This window comes from Rhizobium nepotum 39/7 (assembly GCF_000949865.1).
Lineage (GTDB): Bacteria > Pseudomonadota > Alphaproteobacteria > Rhizobiales > Rhizobiaceae > Agrobacterium > Agrobacterium nepotum.
On record NZ_JWJH01000004.1, the window covers coordinates 128,771 to 150,155 of the forward strand.

General features: G+C 59.3%; 19 protein-coding genes. 11 read left to right on the top strand and 8 right to left on the bottom strand.

The features are described from left to right. Window positions 1-12: 12 nt before the first annotated feature. The 6 genes from RS75_RS05290 (at window position 13) to RS75_RS05315 (ending at window position 8,180) form a co-directional block, all read left to right on the top strand. The gene (locus tag RS75_RS05290; RefSeq protein WP_045018106.1) at window positions 13-1,107 is read left to right on the top strand and encodes a microcin C ABC transporter permease YejB; all 1,095 of its coding nucleotides are present in this window, start codon (window positions 13-15) and stop codon (window positions 1,105-1,107) included. Next, window positions 1,107-2,252 carry an ABC transporter permease gene (locus RS75_RS05295; RefSeq protein ID WP_045018108.1) on the top strand — a complete coding sequence of 382 codons (1,146 nt, stop codon included), beginning with the start codon at window positions 1,107-1,109 and terminating at the stop codon, window positions 2,250-2,252. The genes RS75_RS05290 and RS75_RS05295 overlap by 1 nt, the downstream gene beginning before the upstream one ends. 5 nt (window positions 2,253-2,257) lie before the next feature. Beyond that, the gene (locus RS75_RS05300; protein ID WP_084686504.1) at window positions 2,258-3,898 is read left to right on the top strand and encodes an ABC transporter ATP-binding protein; all 1,641 of its coding nucleotides are present in this window, start codon (window positions 2,258-2,260) and stop codon (window positions 3,896-3,898) included. Window positions 3,899-4,001: 103 nt separating this feature from the next. Next, window positions 4,002-5,249 (top strand): NAD(P)/FAD-dependent oxidoreductase, encoded by a 1,248-nt coding sequence (locus RS75_RS05305; RefSeq protein ID WP_045018112.1) that lies wholly within the window; start codon window positions 4,002-4,004, stop codon window positions 5,247-5,249. Between the two features lie 266 nt (window positions 5,250-5,515). After that, on the top strand, window positions 5,516-6,877 hold the full coding sequence (locus tag RS75_RS05310; protein ID WP_045018113.1) for a glutamine synthetase family protein: 1,362 nt from the start codon (window positions 5,516-5,518) through the stop codon (window positions 6,875-6,877). 1 nt (window position 6,878) lies between these two features. Then, window positions 6,879-8,180, top strand: coding sequence for an NAD(P)/FAD-dependent oxidoreductase (locus RS75_RS05315; protein WP_045018114.1), 1,302 nt, complete (start codon window positions 6,879-6,881; stop codon window positions 8,178-8,180). Here the strand turns inward: RS75_RS05315 and RS75_RS05320 are convergent. The 7 genes from RS75_RS05320 to rirA all read right to left on the bottom strand — a co-directional run bounded on the left by RS75_RS05320 (window position 8,177) and on the right by rirA (window position 14,434). Then, window positions 8,177-8,665 (bottom strand): gluconokinase, encoded by a 489-nt coding sequence (locus RS75_RS05320; protein ID WP_045018116.1) that lies wholly within the window; start codon window positions 8,663-8,665, stop codon window positions 8,177-8,179. The two genes, RS75_RS05315 and RS75_RS05320, sit on opposite strands and share 4 nt — an antisense overlap. Before the next feature lie 108 nt (window positions 8,666-8,773). Continuing rightward, on the bottom strand, window positions 8,774-9,514 hold the full coding sequence (locus RS75_RS05325) for an ABC transporter permease (RefSeq protein WP_045018117.1): 741 nt from the start codon (window positions 9,512-9,514) through the stop codon (window positions 8,774-8,776). Continuing rightward, a complete protein-coding gene (locus RS75_RS05330) occupies window positions 9,511-10,449 on the bottom strand; it encodes an ABC transporter ATP-binding protein (protein WP_045018118.1) in 939 nt (312 codons plus the stop codon). Before RS75_RS05330 ends, RS75_RS05325 begins: the two co-directional genes overlap by 4 nt. Further along, entirely contained in the window at window positions 10,446-11,612 is a 1,167-nt protein-coding gene (locus RS75_RS05335; RefSeq protein WP_045018346.1) for an ABC transporter permease, read from the bottom strand. The genes RS75_RS05330 and RS75_RS05335 overlap by 4 nt, the downstream gene beginning before the upstream one ends. Window positions 11,613-11,692: 80 nt before the next feature. Beyond that, on the bottom strand, window positions 11,693-12,604 hold the full coding sequence (gene osmF / locus RS75_RS05340) for a glycine betaine ABC transporter substrate-binding protein OsmF (RefSeq protein ID WP_045018119.1): 912 nt from the start codon (window positions 12,602-12,604) through the stop codon (window positions 11,693-11,695). A 142-nt stretch (window positions 12,605-12,746) separates the two neighbouring features. Continuing rightward, window positions 12,747-13,793, bottom strand: coding sequence for an AbrB family transcriptional regulator (locus tag RS75_RS05345; protein ID WP_045018120.1), 1,047 nt, complete (start codon window positions 13,791-13,793; stop codon window positions 12,747-12,749). Window positions 13,794-13,963: 170 nt separating this feature from the next. Then, on the bottom strand, window positions 13,964-14,434 hold the full coding sequence (rirA, locus tag RS75_RS05350) for an iron-responsive transcriptional regulator RirA (RefSeq protein ID WP_045018121.1): 471 nt from the start codon (window positions 14,432-14,434) through the stop codon (window positions 13,964-13,966). Window positions 14,435-14,607: 173 nt separating this feature from the next. Between rirA and RS75_RS05355 the strand changes: the two genes are divergently transcribed. Next, window positions 14,608-15,657: a Fe(3+) ABC transporter substrate-binding protein gene (locus RS75_RS05355; RefSeq protein WP_045018122.1), complete on the top strand. Its 1,050-nt coding sequence runs from the start codon at window positions 14,608-14,610 to the stop codon at window positions 15,655-15,657. A gap of 72 nt (window positions 15,658-15,729) precedes the next feature. Here the strand turns inward: RS75_RS05355 and RS75_RS05360 are convergent, their stop codons facing one another. After that, the gene (locus RS75_RS05360; protein WP_045018123.1) at window positions 15,730-17,226 is read right to left on the bottom strand and encodes a CoA-acylating methylmalonate-semialdehyde dehydrogenase; all 1,497 of its coding nucleotides are present in this window, start codon (window positions 17,224-17,226) and stop codon (window positions 15,730-15,732) included. 106 nt (window positions 17,227-17,332) lie between these two features. Here RS75_RS05360 and RS75_RS05365 point away from each other — a divergent pair, with 106 nt between their 5' ends. From RS75_RS05365 to RS75_RS05380, 4 genes are all read left to right on the top strand, one after another. After that, window positions 17,333-18,214: a LysR family transcriptional regulator gene (locus tag RS75_RS05365; protein ID WP_045018124.1), complete on the top strand. Its 882-nt coding sequence runs from the start codon at window positions 17,333-17,335 to the stop codon at window positions 18,212-18,214. Between the two features lie 117 nt (window positions 18,215-18,331). Beyond that, the gene (locus RS75_RS05370) at window positions 18,332-19,258 is read left to right on the top strand and encodes a DMT family transporter (RefSeq protein WP_200893615.1); all 927 of its coding nucleotides are present in this window, start codon (window positions 18,332-18,334) and stop codon (window positions 19,256-19,258) included. A gap of 292 nt (window positions 19,259-19,550) precedes the next feature. Next, on the top strand, window positions 19,551-20,657 hold the full coding sequence (locus RS75_RS05375) for a DUF475 domain-containing protein (protein WP_045018127.1): 1,107 nt from the start codon (window positions 19,551-19,553) through the stop codon (window positions 20,655-20,657). 369 nt (window positions 20,658-21,026) lie between these two features. Further along, window positions 21,027-21,371 carry a MarR family winged helix-turn-helix transcriptional regulator gene (locus RS75_RS05380; RefSeq protein WP_045018129.1) on the top strand — a complete coding sequence of 115 codons (345 nt, stop codon included), beginning with the start codon at window positions 21,027-21,029 and terminating at the stop codon, window positions 21,369-21,371. The last annotated feature ends 14 nt before the right edge of the window (window positions 21,372-21,385 follow it).

Below are 21,385 nucleotides of genomic sequence, written 5' to 3' on the forward strand. Positions count from 1 at the left end.
GAGCAAGGGCTGATGGGCGCCTATATCCTCAGACGTCTGGCGCTGATGATCCCGACCATCGTCGGCATTATGGGCATTTCGTTTCTTGTCATCCAGTTCGCGCCAGGCGGGCCGGTGGAACAGGTCGTCGCGCAGCTGACGGGGCAGGGCGACAGCGCCTCCGACCGCCTCTCGGGCGGCGGCGATCTTCTTGGCCAGTCAGGCGGTTTCGATGAAAGCGGCTCGAAATATCGCGGCGCACAGGGCCTCGATCCGGAACTCATCGCCAAGCTTGAGAAACAGTTCGGTTTCGACAAGCCGCCGCTCACCCGTTTTCTCGAAATGATGTGGAATTACATCCGCTTCGATTTCGGCGACAGCTTCTTCCGCAACTCGTCGGTAATCGATCTCATCATCGACAAATTGCCGGTCTCGATGTCGCTCGGCTTCTGGATATTGATCATCTCCTACATGATCTCCATTCCACTCGGCATCAAGAAAGCCGTTTCCGACGGCTCGACCTTCGATATCTGGACATCAGGCATCATCATCATCGGTTATGCCGTGCCGAGCTTCCTGTTCGGCATTCTTCTCATCGTGCTTTTTGCCGGTGGATCGTTCTTCGACTGGTTCCCGCTGCGCGGTCTGGTGTCGGATAATTTTGCCGAGCTGAACTGGTGGCAGAAGATCATCGACTATTTCTGGCACCTGACCCTGCCATTGATCGCGCTGTCGCTCTCGGCTTTCGCGACGACGACGCTTCTGACGAAGAATTCCTTCATCGACGAGATCAAGAAGCAATATGTCATCACCGCCCGTGCCAAGGGCCTTAGCGAACGCAAGGTTCTTTATGGCCACGTCTTCCGCAATGCGATGCTGATCGTGATCGCTGGTTTTCCGGGCGCCTTCATCTCGGCCTTCTTCACCGGTTCACTGCTGATCGAGAATATCTTCTCGCTGGATGGCCTTGGCCGCCTCGGTTATCTGTCGGTCGTCAACCGTGACTATCCGATCGTGTTCGGCACGCTCTTCATCTTCTCGCTGATGGGCCTCGTGGTCAGCCTCATTTCCGACCTCATCTACACGTGGATCGATCCGCGCATCGATTTCGAGCGGAGGGACGTGTGATGACGCTTGCCCATACCGCCGCAACGGAAACGTTGGTAAAGCCGAAGCGCCCATGGTTTTCGCCGACCACCAAGCGCCGCTGGCAGAATTTCAAGGCAAACCGGCGCGGTTACTGGTCCTTCTGGCTGTTCCTGATCCTGTTTTTCCTGAGCCTGATCGCGGAATTCATCGCCAATGACAAACCCATTTTCGCCTCCTACAAGGGCGAGTTTCTGGTGCCGGTCATGGTCGATTATCCGGAAGAAAAGTTCGGCGGTTTTCTTGCCCAGACCGATTACAAATCCTCCTTCATTCAGGACGAGATCAACGCCAATGGCTGGATGATCTGGCCACCGATCCGCTATTCCTATCAAACGGTCAATTCCAATATTCCGCATTCCGCCCCCACTGCACCCTTCTGGCTGATGGACGAAAAGGACCGTTGCTCCGCCTATCCTCAGGGCAATGCCGATCCCGGCTGCACGCTCGGCAACCTCAATTGGCTCGGAACCGACAATCAGGCTCGCGACGTCACGGCGCGAATGATCTACGGATTTCGCATTTCGGTACTGTTCGGCCTGACGCTGACGATTGCGTCGGCTCTCGTCGGGGTGACCGCCGGCGCTATCCAGGGTTATTTCGGCGGCTGGACGGACCTGCTGTTGCAGCGTTTCATCGAAATCTGGTCGTCGATGCCGGTGCTTTATATTCTGCTGATCATCGCAGCCATTTTGCCGCCCGGCTTCTTCGTGCTGCTTGGCATCATGCTGCTGTTCTCATGGGTTGGGTTCGTCGGCATCGTCCGCGCGGAATTCCTGCGCGCCAGAAACTTCGAATATGTCCGCGCCGCCCGTGCCTTGGGCGTCGGCAATGGCACGATCATGTTCCGGCATCTTCTGCCCAACGCCATGGTGGCAACGCTGACCTTCCTTCCGTTCATCCTTTCCGGTTCGATCACCACTTTGACCTCGCTCGATTTCCTCGGCTTCGGCATGCCGCCGGGGTCGCCGTCGCTGGGCGAGATGATCGCGCAGGGCAAGAACAACCTTCAGGCGCCCTGGCTTGGCCTCACCGCCTTCTTCACCATGTCGATCATGCTGTCGCTCCTGATCTTCGTCGGCGAGGCGGTGCGAGACGCCTTCGACCCACGCAAGACGTTCCGGTGATCGCCATGATGGAAACAAAGACCCAGCCGCTTCTCTCCGTCCGTGACCTCTCCGTCGCCTTTCATCAGGGCGGCGCGACCAGTATCGCCGTTGATCAGGTCTCCTTCGACCTGATGCCGGGCGAGGTTGTCGCCCTTGTCGGGGAATCCGGCTCCGGCAAGTCGGTCACGGCGAACTCCATTCTCAAATTGCTGCCCTATCCGGCGGCGAGCCATCCCTCAGGCAAAATCCTGTTCGACGGCAAGGATATGCTGACGCTGCCGGAACGGGCGCTGCGTGCGGTCCGCGGCAACGACGTCACCATGATTTTTCAGGAGCCGATGACCTCGCTCAACCCGCTCCACAGCATCGAGCGGCAGATCGGCGAGATTCTGGAGTTGCATCAGGCGATCACCGGAGCGGAGGCGCGGGCGCGCACGCTGGAACTGCTGCTGCAGGTGGGTATCCGCGAGCCGGAAAAGCGTCTGAAGGCCTATCCGCACGAACTGTCCGGTGGCCAGCGGCAACGCGTGATGATTGCCATGGCGCTTGCCAACCGCCCGAAACTGCTGATCGCCGACGAACCGACGACAGCGCTCGATGTGACCGTTCAGGCGCAGATCCTCGAATTGCTGAGCGATCTCAAGAACCGGCACGGCATGTCCATGCTGTTCATCACCCACGATCTCGGCATCGTGCGCAAGTTCGCCGATCGTGTCTGCGTCATGACCAAGGGCAAGATCGTCGAGACCGGCACGGTGGAACAGGTGTTTACCGATCCGCAACACGCCTATACCCGCCATCTTCTGGCAGCCGAACCCAAGGGCGAGCCGCCGCTTTCCGATACCAGCAAGCCCGTGGTCATGCAGGGCGACGACATAAAGGTCTGGTTCCCGATCAAGGCAGGGCTGATGCGCAGGGTGGTCGATCACGTCAAGGCGGTTGACGGTATCGATATCACCCTTCGCGCCGGACAGACGGTTGGTGTCGTTGGCGAATCCGGCTCCGGCAAGACCACGCTTGGTCTGGCGCTTTCCCGGTTGATTTCCTCGCAGGGGCGGATCAGCTTCATCGGCCAGTCGATCGACAGCTATTCCTATGAAATGATGAAGCCGCTCAGAAACCGGCTTCAGGTGGTGTTTCAGGACCCCTACGGTTCGCTCAGCCCACGCATGTCAGTGGGCGAAATCGTCGCCGAGGGCCTGAAGGTGCATGAACGGTCGCTTTCGGCCGATGAGCGTGACATCCGCGTTGCCAAGGCACTCGAAGAAGTCGGCCTCGACCCGGCGACGCGCTGGCGGTATCCGCATGAATTTTCCGGCGGCCAGCGCCAGCGTATCGCCATTGCCCGCGCCATGGTGCTGAAACCCCGCTTCGTCATGCTGGACGAGCCGACATCGGCGCTCGACATGAGCGTGCAGGCGCAGGTGGTCGATCTGTTGCGCGATCTCCAGGCCAAACACGAACTCGCCTATCTCTTCATCAGCCACGACCTGAAGGTGGTCAAGGCGCTTGCCAATGACGTGATCGTCATGCGCAACGGCAAGGTGGTGGAGAGCGGCCCGGCGGCGGATATATTCGCCGATCCGCAGCAGGAATACACCAAGGCCCTGCTGGCCGCCGCTTTCAATATTGAGGCGGTCGAAACCAAAGCAGTGAGCCAGTAGCGGGCACATTGCTGTTTCTATTAAGGCGATGATTTTTCTGTTGCTTTGCTGAAAATGCCGACCCATGTTGCGGAAGACGTGATGCGGAAACGGATTGAATGCCATGGCAGCGGATGTGATCGTTTTGGGGGCGGGGATCATCGGGGTCTCCGTCGCTTTGCAACTGGCCCGCAGGGGCAAATCGGTCGTCCTGGTGGACCGGCGGGGGCCGGGTGAAGAAACTTCCTTCGGCAATGCCGGGCTGATCCAGAGAGAGGGCGTTGTGCCTTACGCCTTCCCGCAGGAGGTCAGCCGGCTGCTCCGATATTCCCTGAACAACAGCATCGATGCCCGTTATCATCTGTCGGCCCTGCCCAAGATCGCGCCCTTTCTCAGTCGTTACTGGTACAACTCTTCGGCCACACGCCACGCCACGATTGCCCGCGCCTATGCGCCGCTGATCGAACATTCGGTTTCCGAGCACAGCGTCCTGATCGACGAGGCCAAGGCCGGTGATCTGATCGTGAAAAATGGCTGGATGGAGGCCTATAGGACCGCCGAAAAGCGGGATGCCGATTATGCTTTCGCCGAGCGGCTGGCGCGCGACCACGGCATTTCCCATACGAAACTCGACGCTGAAGAACTCGCCGCTGCGGAACCGCATCTCAGCCGCGATTTCGTCGGTGGCCTGAAATGGAACGATCCCTGGTCGGTGCTCGATCCGCATGCGCTGACGCTCGCCTATCTACGACTGTTCGAAAGCCTCGCCGGAACCTTTGTCCGGGGCGATGCATCCACGCTCAGCCAGACGGTGAACGGCTGGACGGTGCGTACCGAAACCGGCGCAGTCGAGGCGGAACAGGCCGTCGTGGCACTTGGCCCGTGGGCGGATACCGTGACGGAGCGGCTGGGTTATCGCTTCCCTCTCGGCGTGAAGCGCGGCTATCACATGCACTATGCGGCGCAGGAGGGCACGAAGCTCAACAATTGGCTGATTGACGCGGAGCGCGGTTATTTTCTGGCGCCGATGCGAAAAGGCATCCGCCTGACGACCGGTGCGGAATTCGCCGAACGCGATGCGCCGAAATCCCCCGTGCAGATCGAGCGGGCGGAACGGGTCGCCCGCACCGCCTTTCCTCTCGGCGGCAGGCTGGATGCGGAACCGTGGATGGGAGCGCGCCCCTGCACACCGGATATGATGCCGATCATCGGCAAGGCGCCGCGTCATAAAACACTATGGTTCGCTTTCGGCCATGCCCATCACGGGCTGACGCTCGGGCCTATCACCGGCCGTGTGCTGGCGGAAACCATGCTGGGAGAAACGCCGGTCATCGCCATCGATGCCTACCGCCCCGAAAGGTTCAATCCCTAGATTCTGATGACCTAGAGTCATCATGATATAGATTATACGTTTGGAGCGGGATCTCAGGCGAAAACCGCGCACACTTTTCGCCATCCCGCTCTAGTGGCCGAATCCGCTGGCCTTCCTGCAGCGGGCCACGTAACATGGGCTTATCCAAGGGGAAAAAGGGCGAGCGTCATCATGACGGCGAGGTTTCTCATCTATCAGCAGCAGGACGATTTTCGTTAGCGAAGCGCTTTTGCGCGCGAAACAGAAGAGAAACGGCCTACTGGTGCATGATGTATGATATTGAAGACGCAAAGAAATTTTTCGCCGATAACCCCGATATCGAAATTCTCGAAGCCTTCGTCATAGACGCAAACGGCGTGCCGCGCGGCAAATGGATTCCGCGCGAACGGGCGATCGATGTTCTTGAAAAGGGAATGGCGATCCCGCGCTCGGTCTATGCGCTGGATATCTGGGGCCGCGATGTGCACGCCGCAGGCCTTGCCGAAGGTACGGGCGATCCGGACGGGTTCTGCTTTCCTGTTCCCGGCACGCTGTCGCGGGTGACATGGCTTGGCCGACCGACCGCGCAGGTCCTGCTCGCGATGAAAAATCCGGATGGAACAGGGTTTTACGGTGATCCGCGCAATGTTCTGGCGCGGGTTCTGGAAGCATACAAAAAGGCCGGTCTCACACCGGTCGTGGCCACCGAACTCGAATTCTATCTGATCGACCCGGTTCGTTCCGCGCTCGATCCCGTTCGTCCGCCACACAGCCGCGAAGGCCGTTGGCACACGGGCCAGACACAGGTTCTGTCGATTTCCGAATTGCAGGATTTCGAGGATGTCTTCCACGATATCGCCACCGCTTGCCGCGCGCAGGGCGTTCTTGCCGATACGACGTTGCGGGAAAACGGCCCCGGACAATATGAGATCAACCTCAATCACGTACCGGACGCATTGCGGGCCGCCGACTTTGCGGTCTTCCTGAAACGCATCGTCAAGGGTGTGGCGCGGCGGCATGAACTTGACGCCACCTTCATGGCCAAGCCCTACGGGTTGCAGGCCGGCAACGGCATGCATGTGCATTTCTCCGTTCTCGATGGTGACGGCACCAACATCTACGGTGGGGAAAATGGCCCGTCCGACGCGCTGATGCATTCGGTCGGCGGTCTCTTGGAAAATATGGGGGAAAGCATGGCGATCTTCGCTCCCCATGCCAATTCCTATCGCCGCCTGACGCCCAGCGAGCATGCGCCCACCTATGCCTCCTGGGGCATCGACAACCGTTCGGCGGCGGTGCGCGTCATCACAGCCAGTAAAGCTGCAACGCGTATCGAACATCGCGTCGCCGGTGCCGATACCAATCCCTATCTCGTCGTGGCGATGATCCTGAGTGCGGCGCTCGCCGGCATGAAGGAAAAACGCCAGCCCGGTGGCGCGATTTCCGGCGACAGCCACGCCATCAATCACGAGCCCCTGCCCACCAACTGGGATTATGCTCTTCAGCGCTTCACGCGTTCGAGCTTCGCTTATGCAACGCTCGGCCAGCGCTATCGCACGTTGTTTTCTGCCTGCAAGCAGCAGGAACTTTCCGAATTTTCCCTGCGTGTAACCGACGTCGAATATGACGCCTATATCAGGACGGTGTGAGATGGCTGAGGTGACGAATATTCCCAACCCCGGCCACGCATCCTCCTGGTATGCGGCCTCCGCCAATGTCAAATCCGTGCGGCCCTCGCTGGAAGGTGCGCTGGAAGCGGATGTCTGCGTCATCGGCGGCGGGTTTACCGGCATTTCCGCCGCCCTCGAACTCTCCGAACGCGGTTACTCCGTTATCGTGCTGGAGGGGGTGCGGGTCGGCTTCGGTGCCTCGGGCCGCAATGGTGGCCAGATCGTCAATGGCTACAGCCGCGACCTCGAAACAATCGCCAGTCGTTACGGTCATGAAAAGGCGGTGAAACTCGGGGAAATGTCGCTGGAAGGCGGCGCGATCATCCGCGAGCGCATCGCGAAATACGCCATCGATTGCGATCTCGTTGATGGCGGCTTTTTCGCTGCTTTTACGCCGAAACAGATCCGCGAGATGGAGGCTCACAACACCCATTGGGAAAAACACGGCCATGGCGGACTTGAGATGGTCGCTAAAGCCGATGTCGGAAAATACGTGCAGACCGACCGTTATGCTGGCGGCATGATTGACCGCTTCGGGGGCCACATCCATCCGCTCAATCTGGTGCAGGGGGAAGCGGCGGCGGCCGAAAGCCTCGGTGCGCGTATTTTTGAAAACTCGCGGGTCATTTCGCTGGAGCAGGGTGCGAACCCCGTTGTCCGCACGGCAACGGGCAGCGTGAAGGCGAAATATGTTCTCGTCTGCGGCAATGCCTATCTCGGTAAGCTGCTGCCGGAAATCGGTGACCGGATGATGCCGGTCTCAAGTCAGGTCATGGCGACAGAGCCGCTCGATGCCGATCTGATCGAGGAACTCCTGCCCGCCAATTATTGCGTCGAGGATGCCAATTACATTCTCGATTATTATCGCCGCACCTCCGACAATCGCCTGCTTTATGGCGGTGGCATCGGCTATGGCGGCAGCGACCCGGCGGACCTGACGGGCGTGATCCGTCCGAACATGCTGAAGACCTTCCCGCAACTGGAACAGACCAGGATAGATTTCGCCTGGAGCGGCAATTTCGCGCTGACACTGACGCGCATCCCGCATATGGGCAGGCTGTCGGATAACGTCTATTTTTCGCATGGTGATAGCGGCCACGGCGTCACCACCACGCATCTGCTCGGCAAGATACTGGGCGAGGTGGTTGCAGGCCACGCTGAGCGTTTCGATGTCTGGAGTTCCCTGCCGAACTACCCGTTCCCGGGCGGCAAGACCTTCCGTGTGCCGCTGACCGTGCTTGGCGCATGGTGGTACGGCATGCGCGACAGGCTCGGATTTTAAAACGTCACCGCTTGCAAACCGGAAAGCGCGTTTGCGGTGATATCCTCCGGCGTGGCGTCGATGCTGACGGTCACGACACCGGGTTCGCCGGTCGGCACTTCCAGCGTCGCAAGCTGGGTCTGGAGCAGCGAGAGCGGCATGAAGTGGCCCTTGCGCTCGCCCATGCGTCGGCTGAGAAGTTCCAGGCTGCCGTCCAGATAGACGAAAGCGAGCGAGCCACCTGCGGCTTTGCGAAGTCGGTCGCGATAGATTTTCTTGAGCGCCGAGCAGGAAACGACGACGCCGTTATTTTCACGGCCCTTGTGCAGTTCCGCGCCGATGAGATCGAGCCACGGCCAGCGGTCTTCGTCGGTCAGCGGAATGCCCTCCGACATTTTGTCGACATTGGATTTCGGGTGAAGCTTGTCGCCCTCAATGAAGGCAATGCCCAGTTTTTCCGCCAGTTCCTCTGCGACCGTGGACTTGCCAGAGCCGCTCACTCCCATCACGACGATTGCCTGTGTCACCCGAACCTCGAATGTTTCTGTTTCGACGGTCTGCCCCTAACATGTGCGGCGGGTGTCGGGAACATAAAAATGAGGCGCTTCCTGCCGCTAATGCCCTGTTTTCCGAGCTGCCACCCTTTCCAGCGCTGAAAAAGTAGCATGGATCAGGATCGCGAGAGCGGCGACGATCAAGCCGCCCTGGAGGATGAAGGCGAGATTGTTGGATTGCAAACCGGCGATGATGACTTCCCCGAGCGTTCGGGCGGCAACCGTGGAGCCGATGGTCGCGGTCGAAAGGCTGATGACCGCCGAAAGCCTGACGCCTGCGAGAATTGCTGGAAGGGCAAGCGGCAGTTCGACTTTGACAAGCCGTTGCCAGCCGGTCATGCCGCTGCCTCTGGCGGCATCCATCACGGCGGCGGGCAGGGTCGTCAGCCCGGTCAGCGTATTTTCGAAAACCGGCAGCAGCGCATAGAGAAACAACGCGATGAGCGTGGGTTTTTCGCCAAAACCGATCATCGGCACCGCCAGCGCCAGCACCGCCACCGGCGGAAAGGTCTGGCCGATATTGACGATGCTGCGTGACAGCGGCAGAAAATCCGCGCCGAACGGGCGGGTGACGAGAACCGCAAGAGCGCCCGCCACCAGAGTGGCCAGCCCCGTGGCGATCCCGACAATGGTCAGATGCGAAAGTGTCAGGGAAAACAGATTGGCCTGGACGTAGATCGCCGGCGCGTTGGCCTGCACGAGAGGGCGGAATACCGGCGTGAAGATTTGCGGCGCCGCGAGAAAGACGATCAGCGCCAGCACCAGAAGTCCGGGGGCGAAAAACGAAGCGGCGTTTTTCATGGGGTTCCGGCAGCACGCTGGAGGAGAACATCGCGCCGTACCCGGCCCGCCGGCTGACCATCGTCTTTGAGCACCGGCAAGGCATCGCAGCCCGCCCATAACATCGCCGACAGGGCGTCGCGCTGGCTGGTGTGCTCGTTCAGCGGTTCGCCTTCCGCATGTCCCGGCTCCACGATATCAGCGACGGACAGGACGGAAAGCAGCTTAAGCGCGCGCTCGTTTTCGCCGATCATGGTGCGGACGAAATCCGTTGCGGGTTTCAGCACTAGTTCCGCCGGCGGGCAGTCCTGAACGATACGGCCCTTGTCCATGACGGCGATGCGGTCCGCCAGGTGGAAGGCCTCGTCCATATCATGCGTGACGAGAACGATCGTGACGCCGAGCTTCTTCTGGATATCGAGAAGATCGTTCTGGGCCTTGGCACGGATAACCGGGTCCAGGGCGCCGAAAGGTTCGTCCATCAACAGGATGTTCGGTTCGGCCGCCAGCGCACGGGCCACGCCGACGCGCTGCTGCTGGCCGCCGGAAAGCTCATGCGGAAAGCGGTCGGCATAAAGCGCGGGATCAAGCTGGAAGAGATGCATCAGCGCATCGATTTTCGCATCGATGCGCTTGCGGTCCCAGCCGATCAGTTGCGGAACAGTTGCGATATTCTCCGCCACGGTGCGATGCGGAAACAGCCCATGGCCCTGAATGGCATAGCCGATCTGACGGCGCAGCTTGTAGCCCGGCATAGTGCTCACATCGTCTCCGTCGATGCGGATCGTGCCGGAGGTCGGCTCCACCAGTCGGTTTATCATGCGAAGCAGCGTAGTTTTTCCCGACCCGGAAGTGCCGACGATGACGGTGACGGTGCGGGGCGGGACGGTCAACGAGACTTGGTCGACCACGGTCGTATCGCCATACCGTTTTGTGATGGTGTCGATCTCGATCATGCTTTTTGCCTTCCGCCTGCGCTGAAGAGATTGCTGTCGATGAGGGCGTCGAGCGTGATCGCAGCGGCAAAGCCGAGCAGCACGGTCGGCACGGTGCCGAGCAGGACGAGGTCCATCGCCGTCTGCCCAATGCCCTGAAACACGAAAACACCAAATCCGCCGCCGCCGATCAGCGCCGCGATGGTCGCCAGCCCGATATTCTGCACCAAGACGATACGAATGCCGGTAAGAATGACCGGCATGGCCAGCGGAAACTCCACCCGCAGCAACCTTTGCACCGCCGTCATCCCAAGCCCACGCGCTGCTTCCCGCACCGCTTGCGAGACGCCGGAAAGGCCGACCACCGTATTGGAGACGACAGGCAGCAGCGAATAGAGAAACAGCGCCACGAAAGCGGGCGCCATACCGATGCCGGCGATGCCGATCTTCGCCGCGCCCGGCACGTTGGCCGCCATCCATCCGAGCGGCGCGATCAGAAGACCGAAAAGGGCGATGGAGGGAATGGTCTGGACGATGTTGAGAGCGTTCAGCACACCGGAGCGCAATCGCTCGACCTTGTAACAGAGAATGCCGAGTGGGATACCGGCCACGGTCGCCGCGACCAGCGAGCCGATGGCAAGCTCGACATGTCGGCGTGCCTCGGTCCAGAAGGTATCGGCCCGGCCGGTATATTCTTTGATGATGGAGAGATCGCCCCAGAGGCCGCTTGTCAGAACCGCTGCAAGCGCTGCCATGGCCATCAACAGCAGCAAAATCCGCAAGCCCGGCTTCGGCTGGAGGCGGGCGATACAATCCGTGGCGAGTAAGGCCAGCCCCGCAAACATCAGCCAGAAACCGCTCGCCGGCGAAACGCGCGCAAAGCCGTTACCATCGGGTGTCAGGGCAGACGCCGCCTGCCCGACGAAGATTGCCAGCGCCGCAAGGCTCGCCAGCGCGGCTGCGAGTTTCAGGCGCGCCGGAAAGCGGAAAAAGGCGACGAAGGCAGCGAGGAGGATGATCGCGACGAGGATGGTCGCGGCAGAAGCTGGAAGGGCTTCGAAGATCGTCCGGGTTTCGCCCTGAACGATCCGGTTGGCGCGCAATGTCATGAAGGGAGACGCGAAAAGCGCGTAGAGAAGCAGGCACGAAATCAGCACGCCCACCTTGTCAGGCCATTTCGTCAAATTTCGCTCCCTCTGGACCATGGATACGGCGGGATAACGAAACCGCGCGTGGTTTCCGCTATCCCGCTCGTTAGAGGCAATTACTTAAGGAAACCGTTCTTCGTCAGGAAGTCGGTCGCGACGGTCTTGGCCTGTTCGCCGCCCACTTGTACGCGGGCGTTCAAGTCCTGCAAGGTCGCCAGATCCAGCTTTTCAAACACGGGTTTCAGCAATTCTTCGATATTGGGGTGCTTTTTCAGAACCTCTTCGCGGATGATCGGCGCTGGCTGGTAGACGGGCTGCACATGCTTGTCGTCCTCAAGCACCACAAGACCGGAGGGGGCGATGCCGCCATCGGTGCCATAGACCATGGCGGCATTGGCATTGTTCGTCTGATTGGCGGCGGCGGCGATCGTGGCGGCGGTATCGCCGCCGGAAAGCGTGATCAACTGGTCCGGTTTCATGGTGAAGCCGTAAGTGGTCTGAAATGCCGGCAAGGCGGCGGCGGAGTTGACGAATTCCGAGGATGCGGCAAGAACCACCTCACCGCCACCGGCGATATATTTGCCGAAGTCCGAAAGCGTCTTCAGATTGTTTTTGTCGGCAACATCTTTGCGCAGCGCGATCGCCCAGGTGTTGTTTGCCGGTGATGGTGCCAGCCAGACGATCTTGTTGACGTCGTAATCGAGCGTTTTGGCTTCCTCATAACCCTTGGCGGCATCCTTCCAGAGCGGGTCGTCCGCCTTGGAGAAAAAGAAGGCGGCATTGCCGGTATATTCCGGATAGATGTCGATCTCGCCCGCCGTGATCGCCTTTCTGACGACCGGCGTTGCGCCGAGCTGGATGCGATCCGTTGTCTCGATATTGTTCTGTTTCAGAACGGCGAGGATGATGTTGCCGAGAACGCCGCCTTCCGTGTCGATTTTCGACGAGACGACCACCTGCGCCTGGGCAATGGAGCCAAAAAGTGCAAGCGCAAGTCCGGCGCCCGTCAACGTCATCAAGCGGTTCATGAAAGTTCCTCCGGTGGGTCAGCCTGCCAAACAGGTGAAAAGTCGCCGCCGCAATTGCGGCCAAGCCGTAACGGCCCGGAGGAAAAATGGTTGCAAGGAAGGCCGCATTTTTATGTGCGTGGCTCAGGCTGCTGACCCCTCGCTATGTTTCGCCGTCTTGCTTGCGCGCGCCTTTGCCCATGACGAGCGGCATGAGAACCGACAGAAACAGGAGCCTGAGGACGTGATGCGAGCCGACATAGGCGGTATCGGCATGCATCATCACGGCCATGGCCGCCATGGTTTCAAGACCGCCCGGCGAATAGGCGATCATGACGGCATTGAGCGGAACACCGGTGATGTTGGAAATCATCCAGGCGATGCTTCCGGCAATCAGCATGACGGCGATGGTGACAACGAAACCCGCCAGAAAGCCTTTCCGCACATCCATCAGCGACACATTCGAAAAGCGCGTGCCGATGAGACAGCCGATCAGCACATAGACCGGCAGGCTGAGCCAGGTCGGAACGCCGCCCTCGGTCAAGCCGGTAATGTGGGTGCCGATGGAAACGGCGACGCCGCCGAGCAGCAATGCTGCCGGAAATTTCCATCGCAGGAAGAGCCATCCCATCGCAAGCGACGCGCCGATGGTCAGCGCCAGTGTGAACAGGCCCATAGGCGGGTTGACGATGAGCGGTTCCGTGCTGACCAGATCGAAATATTCGACGATCAGCGGCACGGAAAGCGTCAACGCCAGCACCCGCACGCTTTGCACGATGCTGACGGTCGCAAGGTCGCTTTTGGTCTCGGCGCCGAGGCTGATGATATAGCTGAGGTGCCCAGGTGAAGCGCCCAGCATCGCCGTCGTCCGGTCGTATCCAAAGCCGTAATGCAGGATCCAGTAGGCGACATAGAGCATGATGACGACGGCGGCGAGCACGACGACGAAGCTCAGGGGCCACGTCTTTGCGGCATCGATCACCGAGGGCGTCACGCTCGTTCCCATCGAAATGCCGACGACGACAAAACAGGCATTGCGGATAGAGGCCGGAATTCCAAGTTTTGCGCCGGCCAGCCCCGTGATCGTTACGGCGAGCGCCGGACCGGAAAGAAAGGGTGCGGGAATATCGAGCAGGCTGGCAAGCAGCGCACCCATGCTGCCGACGAGTGCGGTAAGCGCAAATGTGTGGAATTCAGGCTTGATGATCATTGCGACGCTGGCTGATTGCTTCAAAAAAGCTCGCGACCAAATGCGCCGCTTCGTCGCGCGACGTCAACACGCGAGGCCAAAAATATTGCATTTCAGGAGTATTCCATAAAAGAAAAGCCCGTGACCTGCGGACACGGGCTATGGCAATTGCCGGTTGGGCAATGGGCCGATCAGGCGGCCGGAAGGGCGACGATCTTCGGCATTTCCGTGTCGATGCCGAGCAGGAAGTTGATCTGGGGCCGCGCCTTGACGAGATCGTCGATCGAATAGTCCGCCAGCACATCGAAGAAGGCATTAAGCGCCTTGCGAAGCGCCGTGTTCAGGCCGCAGCTGTCCACGAGCGGACATTCGACAGCGCCGTCTTCGAAACATTCGGCCATGGCAAAGCTGTCTTCGGTGACCTTCACCACGTCGAACAGGCTGATCTTCTCGGCAGGCTTGCCAAGCCGCACGCCGCCATTGCGGCCGCGCACGGTTTCCACCAGGCCGGCCTTGTTGAGCGGTTGCAGAATTTTGAAAAGGAACAGCTCAGAGACGCCGTAAGCCCTGGCAATCTCCGGAATGCGGCTCAACTTGCCTTGGTTTGCGGCGCAATACATCAACATGCGAACCGCATAGTTGGTCTGTTTGGTCAAACGCATGCTGGTCTCCTAACTCTCAATGTGGAGTTATATAGTCTCTTTTTCAGTTTAGAACAATTCCAGAAACCGAAAAAACTGGTGTCCATCAGATATTTCTCAAACAGCCTTGTTGACCGTTCTGATGATTCATGAACAAACAAGTCAAGAATTTGAATGTAATGGAGACATTCGTAATGGCAAGCTTGAAATCCTGTTTTTCCGCTGCCGTTTTTTCGGGCCTGACGATCCTCTCGGCCGCGCCCGCCGCTTTTGCGGATGGTGAGGTGAACGTCTATTCCTACCGGCAGCCTGAATTGATCCAGCCGCTGCTCGATGCCTTCACCAAAGAAACGGGCATAGAGGCCAACGTTCTTTTCCTCGACAAGGGGCTGGTGGAGCGCATTCAGGCCGAGGGCGTCAATTCGCCGGCCGACGTGCTGCTGACGGTCGATATCGCCCGGCTTGTCGAGGCGAAAGAAGGCGGCGTCACGCAGCCGGTGCTGAACGATCCCGTTATTGAAAAGGATATCCCTGCCAATCTGCGCGATCCGCAGGGCGAGTGGTTCGGCCTGACGACGCGCGGCCGTGTGGTCTATGCCTCGAAGGAACGGGTAACCCAAAAGGACATCACCTATGAGGAGCTTGCCGACCCGAAATGGAAGGGCAAGATTTGCATTCGCGACGGCCAGCACTCCTACAATATCGCGCTGATCGCCTCGATGATCGCCCATCATGGCGTCGATTATACCCGGACATGGCTGACCGGCCTCAAGAACAATCTGGCTCGCAAGCCTGATGGAACGGATCGCAGTCAGGCGAAATCGATCTTTTCCGGCGAATGCGATATCGCGCTCGGCAATACCTATTATGTCGGCCTGATGCTGACAAACGACCGTGAGCCGGAAGAACAGGAATGGGCTGGGTCGGTGCGGGTGATCTTCCCCAATGCGGGCGATCGTGGCACGCATGTGAATATTTCCGGCATGGCGCTCACGAAATACGCACCCAACAAGGACAATGCGCTGAAGCTGATGGAATTCCTGGCATCGCGCGAGGCGCAGGAAATCTACGCCAAGCAGGTCTTTGAATATCCGGTGCTGTCCGGCGCGGAGCCTTCCGATGTCGTCAAGGGTTTCGGCCCCATCAATCCCGACAAGCTGCCGCTGACGGATATTGCTGCCCATCGCAAGCAGGCATCCGAACTGGTGGATGAAGTCGGTTTCAACGACGGCCCGACCAACTGACGGCTTTCTCTACAAGGGTCAGGGTACCGGCGGGTCAGTTGCCCGCCGGCTTGTTGTTCAAAGACGCACCGCTTATTTCATCGTCGGCATGACGAATTCGGCGCCCGACTTGATGCCGGACGGCCAGCGCGAGGTGATCGTCTTGGTCTTCGTCCAGAACTTGATCGAATCCGTTCCGTGCTGGTTGAGGTCGCCGAAGCTCGAGGCCTTCCAGCCGCCGAAGGAATGGTAGGCGAGCGGAACCGGGATCGGAACGTTGATGCCGATCATGCCGATGTTGATGCGGCTGGCGAAGTCGCGGGCCGCGTCGCCGTCACGGGTGTAGATCGCGACGCCGTTGCCGTATTCGTGCTTCATCGGCAGTTCGAGCGCGTCTTCGTAATTCTTGGCGCGAACGACGGAGAGAACCGGTCCGAAGATTTCCGTCTTGTAGATGTCCATATCAGGGGTGACGTGGTCAAACAGGCAGCCGCCGACGAAATAGCCGTCTTCATAGCCCTGCAGCTTGAAGTCGCGGCCGTCGACCAGAAGCTTTGCACCCTGTTCGATACCGCTGTCGATCAGTGCCTTGACGCGCGTCTGCGCCTCCTTGGTGACGAGCGGGCCCATATCGGCCTTGTCATCGGTGTAGGGGCCGATTCTCAGGCTTTCGATCTGCGGGATAAGCTTTTCAACGAGACGGTTGGCCGTCTCTTCGCCAACCGGAACCGCAACGGAAACGGCCATGCAGCGCTCGCCTGCCGAACCGTAACCTGCGCCCATCAATGCGTTTACCGCCTGATCGAGATCGGCATCCGGCATGATGATCATGTGGTTCTTCGCGCCGCCGAAGCACTGCGCGCGCTTGCCGTTCATGGCGGCTGTGCCGTAGACGTAGCGGGCAATCGGCGTCGAGCCGACGAAGGAGACCGCGCCGATATCCGGGTCGGTCAGGATGGCGTCGACGGCACCCTTGTCGCCGTTGACGACGTTGAGGATACCGGCGGGAAGACCGGCTTCGATCATCAGTTCAGCAAGGCGGATCGGCAGCGACGGATCGCGCTCGGAGGGCTTCAGGATGAAGGCGTTGCCGCAGGCGATCGCCGGCGCGAACATCCACATCGGGATCATGCCGGGGAAGTTGAACGGCGTGATGCCCGCGCCGATACCGACCGGCTGGCGGATAGAATACATGTCGATGGCCGGACCCGCGCCCTCGGTGAACTCACCCTTTTGCAGATGCGGAATGCCGCAGACGAATTCGCAGACTTCGAGGCCGCGCACGATGTCGCCCTTGGAATCTTCGACGGTCTTGCCGTGCTCAGTCGAGAGAAGCGTCGCCAGCTCGGTCAGGTCCCGGTTCAGAAGTTCGACGAACTTGAAGAACACGCGGGCGCGGCGCTGCGGGTTGGTGGCAGCCCACTTCGGCTGTGCAGCCTTGGCACTTTCGACCGCGGCGCGCAGCTCGGCATCGCTTGCAAGTGCGACGGTTGCCTGCACTTCGCCCGTGGCCGGGTTGTAGACATTGGATGTGCGGCCGCTGGTGCCGGGCACATGCTTGCCGTTAATGAAATGACCGATTTCCTTCATGGGTGTTCCTCCAGAATGTGATAGCGCAGCATTACCTTTCGATTTGCACAAATCAATCGCCTGAAATAAGCATCCATTGTGCAGAAATAGATACAATGAGGCCGCCATGAACTGGGATGATGTGCGTTTGTTCTTAAGCGTGGCACGAAGCGGGCAATTTCTGTCGGCGGCTCGAAAGCTCGGCGTCAACCATGCCACCCTCAGCCGGCGGGTTTCCGCGTTGGAAGCCGCCATCGGCACACAGCTGTTTTTGCGAAGCACCAATGGCTGTGAACTGACGGAGGAAGGCCAGCGTCTTCTCGAGGGGGCCGAGCGCATGGAAACCGAAATGCTGAATGCGCAGGCAAATCTCGGGCGTGTCGATACGGCGGTTGCCGGAACGGTGCGCATCGGCGCGCCGGATGGTCTCGGCGTTTCCTTTCTTGCGCCACGGCTGGGCCGGCTGACCGCGCGCTATCCCGACCTGAAGATCCAGCTCGTGCCGGTACCGCGCTCCTTTTCCCTGTCACAGCGCGAGGCCGATATCGCCATCACCATCGAGCGGCCGGAACAGGGCAGGCTGATGTTTTCAAAGCTCACCGATTATTCGCTCGGGCTTTATGCCTCGGCGGAGTATCTGGCCGAATACGGAACGCCGACGGATGTCGAAGCGCTGAAGCGCCATCGCAGGATCGGTTACGTGGAGGATCTGATCTTCTCCCCCTCGCTTAATTACACCGGCGAGATCATGCGCGACTGGGATGCCGCCTTTGAAATATCCAGCGCCACCGGCCAGACCGAGGCGGTGCGCTCCGGTGCCGGCATCGGCATCCTGCACAATTACATCGCCGGGCAATATCCCGAACTTCTGCGGATCATGCCGCAAATGAGCATAAGCCGGTCCTATTGGACGGCCTATCATGAATCCGCACGCCAATTGGTTCGTGTCCGCACGGTGGTCGATTTTCTTCAGGAACTGGTTGCCGAAGAAAGGCGAATGTTCACATGACATCCGCATTGGTCGATTTATTAGTACTATTAATGCGCGAGTCCTGCGGCTCCGGGCTTGACAAGGTATGGTTGGCTGAACGACCAATGCAGCCATTGGGAGAAATCGGAATCTGACATGTCGAATATGATAAGAAAGCTTTCGCCGACCGGCCTTGGCGTGGCCGTCATGCTGCTTGGAATGCTGCTTTTCGCGTTGAACGACGCCATGGGAAAATGGCTCGTATCGACCTATAGCCAGGGTCAGGTGATCCTCATCCGAAGCGCTGCGGCTCTTGTCATCCTCGTTCCCATCGTCTGGAGAGCCGGTCTCTCCGGCCTCGTGAAAATCGAGCGGCCATCTCTTCAGGTGGCGCGCGTATTCTTCTCCACAGCCGAGCTTTTCTGCTTTTATTTCGCGGTCGCGAGCCTGCCCCTGGCCGACGTCATGACCTACTGGCTGGCAGCGCCGATCTACGTGGCGGCGCTCTCGCCGTTTCTGCTCGGCGAAAAGGTCGGCTGGCGTCGCTGGACGGCCATTGCCATCGGTTTTGTCGGCGTTCTCATCGCGCTGAGGCCAAGTTCGGCAAGCCTCACCTCCGCCGCACTGTTCTCCATTGTCGGCAGCGCCGCATTCGCCTTCATGATGTTGTCCGGGCGCCAGCTGCGCAACACGCCCGATACGGTGCTCGCCTTCTGGCAGATCATCGGCGCCGCACTTGCGGGCATTGTTGCGGTGTTCCTGACGCCGTCGGGCTGGTTGCCGGTCCAGTCCGGCTTCGATCTGGCGTTCCTCGGCCTGCTCGGCGTGGTCGCCATGGCGGCGCATGTGCTGGTCAACCGGGCTCTGAAGCTCGCAGATGCCGCCACCGTCGCGCCGCTGCAATATACATTGCTGCTCTGGGCCGTGATCTTCGGCTGGCTGTTCTTCGGCGATGTGCCGCAGAGTAGTATCGTCGTCGGTGCGGGTCTGATCGTTCTTTCCGGGCTTTATATTTTCTTCCGCGAAAATACCCTCAAACGACGCCAGGGAACTGCCGAAAACCTGGCTGCGGAACAGGTCTGATCCGTTTTACCAGACGCAGACACAATCACGGGACTTGACGAAGAGGTGATCTTCGGGGAGTAAGAGGGGGTCCTGCGATCATATGTCTCGCAAGGACAGAGGAAACAAAGGTGCCGGGCCCCTCTGGCGAGAGTTTTACGGCGCTCTCGCGATGTCGGTACCGCCTGCAAAAATTGGCCGGCGGATTAAAAACTATGAAAAACCTGAATGTGCTTCGCGCGCGTGCTTTCTGCGTGCGGCCCGACGCCCTGCGTCGTTCCGCTATCGTCTTCGTGACCGGAGGTGACCGGACATGAGCACCGCCCAGAAAACCACGCTTTCCTACTTCAAGTGGGCTTTTATCGTCACCATCATCGGTCTCATTCTCGGCGGTTATCTCGGCTGGGAAATGACCGGAACGGTCAGTGGCACAGCCACGATCTTCTTCATCTGCGCGGTGCTTGCCGTGCTGGAAATCTCGCTTTCCTTCGACAACGCCATCGTCAATGCCAACAAGCTGAAAGAGATGACGCCGGTCTGGCAACATCGCTTCCTGACCTGGGGTATCCTGATTGCCGTTTTCGGCATGCGTATCGTTTTCCCGCTGCTGATCGTGGTCGTTGCCGCCAATGTCGGCCCCTGGACGGCGCTCGTCATGGCCGCCACGCAGCCGGAACGTTATGCCGAAATCATGCGTGACGCCCATCTGCCGATCGCTGCTTTCGGCGGCACCTTCCTGATGATGGTTGGCCTGAACTTCTTCTTCGACCATGAGAAGGACGTACATTGGGTGCGCTGGATCGAGGAAAAGGCTGCGATCTATTCCTCCGTCAAGGGCATCGAGATCGCCTTCGTGCTGGTCGTCATGCTGGTCTTCTCCCGCATCATCGGTGCGAGCGACGATCCGGCACTTGGTCCGGTCGCGGCCAACACCTTCTTCCATTCGGCGATCTGGGGTCTTTTGACCTTCCTGCTGGTGGAAGTCGTCGGCGGCATTCTCGATCGTAGCCAGGAAGTGCTGGAAGGTGCTGCAAAGGGCGGCTTCGGCGCGTTTCTCTATCTCGAAGTGCTGGATGCCAGCTTCTCCTTCGATGGTGTGATCGGCGCTTTTGCACTCACCCAGAACCTGTTCATCATCGCCATCGGCCTCGGTATCGGCGCCATGTATGTGCGCTCGATGACGATCATGCTGGTCGAAAAGGGGACGCTTGCCGAATATCGCTATCTGGAGCACGGCGCTTTCTACGCGATCCTCATCCTGTCCGTCATCATGTACGTGCAGACGATGTTCCACATACCGGAGGTCATCACCGGCCTTGGCGGTGCGGCGCTGATCGGCATCTCGCTCTGGTCGTCGATCCGTTATAACCGCAAGCAAAATGCCGATGCGGTCGATGCCACACGCGGCGCGGAAATCTGATCCGCAACGATCCTTGCCTTCCGCTGTTGTGGCGGAAGGCGGTTTTTAAGCACTGAATTGCTGATTGCCTGTTTTTATTGCTGTTTCCGTCTTGCGGAAAATTTGGCCACAAAGCCGGAATCATACTCTAAGCAACTGTTTTTGCTCATATTTGTGCGCCGCAATAAAACTGGCACACTTCCTGCATGTTATGTTGCAAGTCCAGAGGGGACGTTGAAAGCCCGGAAACCGGGTCGAGAAACACCGCCGCGCCGCGCGATCTTTTATGGTCTGCGATAGCGCGGCGGTTTTCGTTTGTGCGGTATGGTTCTTGAGTTTTCCGTTCTGTTGAATGAAAACGGTAGGATAACAACTGGAAGGTTTACCGGTTTGCCTGCAGAACTTTCGCCTACGGAGGCCTTGGGGCTTTGGCATCGCGTGTCCACGGTACAGGTAATTGCCGATGCGCCGGATTTGACCTTGCGTCAGACCGCGATCCTGCTGCAGATTTATCTCGTGCCGCCACCGCATACCGTCAGGGGCCTCGCCGCAATGCTGGGCGTGACCAAACCGGTCATCACCCGCGCACTCGACAGTCTCGGCGCGCTCGGGCTGGTTGACAGGATGCGGGACGAGCGGGACAAGCGTAATGTCGTGATAAAACGCACGGTCGCAGGTGCGCTCTATCTGGAAAAATTCGGCGATCTGATTATTGATCAGGCGCGCAAGATCTAACCTCTGGATGTGAA

Bases quoted from the DNA above. Each gene is read 5' to 3' on its own strand.
- RS75_RS05325 (WP_045018117.1), bottom strand. From the start codon at position 9,514: ATGAAAAACGCCGCTTCGTTTTTCGCCCCCGGACTTCTGGTGCTGGCG.
- rirA (WP_045018121.1), bottom strand. From the start codon at position 14,434: ATGCGTTTGACCAAACAGACCAACTATGCGGTTCGCATGTTGATGTAT.
- RS75_RS05310 (WP_045018113.1), top strand. From the start codon at position 5,516: ATGATGTATGATATTGAAGACGCAAAGAAATTTTTCGCCGATAACCCC.
- RS75_RS05370 (WP_200893615.1), top strand. From the start codon at position 18,332: ATGTCGAATATGATAAGAAAGCTTTCGCCGACCGGCCTTGGCGTGGCC.
- RS75_RS05345 (WP_045018120.1), bottom strand. From the start codon at position 13,793: ATGATCATCAAGCCTGAATTCCACACATTTGCGCTTACCGCACTCGTC.
- osmF (WP_045018119.1), bottom strand. From the start codon at position 12,604: ATGAACCGCTTGATGACGTTGACGGGCGCCGGACTTGCGCTTGCACTT.
- RS75_RS05320 (WP_045018116.1), bottom strand. From the start codon at position 8,665: ATGGGAGTGAGCGGCTCTGGCAAGTCCACGGTCGCAGAGGAACTGGCG.
- RS75_RS05295 (WP_045018108.1), top strand. From the start codon at position 1,107: ATGACGCTTGCCCATACCGCCGCAACGGAAACGTTGGTAAAGCCGAAG.
- RS75_RS05330 (WP_045018118.1), bottom strand. From the start codon at position 10,449: ATGATCGAGATCGACACCATCACAAAACGGTATGGCGATACGACCGTG.
- RS75_RS05290 (WP_045018106.1), top strand. From the start codon at position 13: ATGGGCGCCTATATCCTCAGACGTCTGGCGCTGATGATCCCGACCATC.
- RS75_RS05360 (WP_045018123.1), bottom strand. From the start codon at position 17,226: ATGAAGGAAATCGGTCATTTCATTAACGGCAAGCATGTGCCCGGCACC.
- RS75_RS05355 (WP_045018122.1), top strand. From the start codon at position 14,608: ATGGCAAGCTTGAAATCCTGTTTTTCCGCTGCCGTTTTTTCGGGCCTG.
- RS75_RS05300 (WP_084686504.1), top strand. From the start codon at position 2,258: ATGATGGAAACAAAGACCCAGCCGCTTCTCTCCGTCCGTGACCTCTCC.
- RS75_RS05305 (WP_045018112.1), top strand. From the start codon at position 4,002: ATGGCAGCGGATGTGATCGTTTTGGGGGCGGGGATCATCGGGGTCTCC.
- RS75_RS05375 (WP_045018127.1), top strand. From the start codon at position 19,551: ATGAGCACCGCCCAGAAAACCACGCTTTCCTACTTCAAGTGGGCTTTT.
- RS75_RS05365 (WP_045018124.1), top strand. From the start codon at position 17,333: ATGAACTGGGATGATGTGCGTTTGTTCTTAAGCGTGGCACGAAGCGGG.
- RS75_RS05315 (WP_045018114.1), top strand. From the start codon at position 6,879: ATGGCTGAGGTGACGAATATTCCCAACCCCGGCCACGCATCCTCCTGG.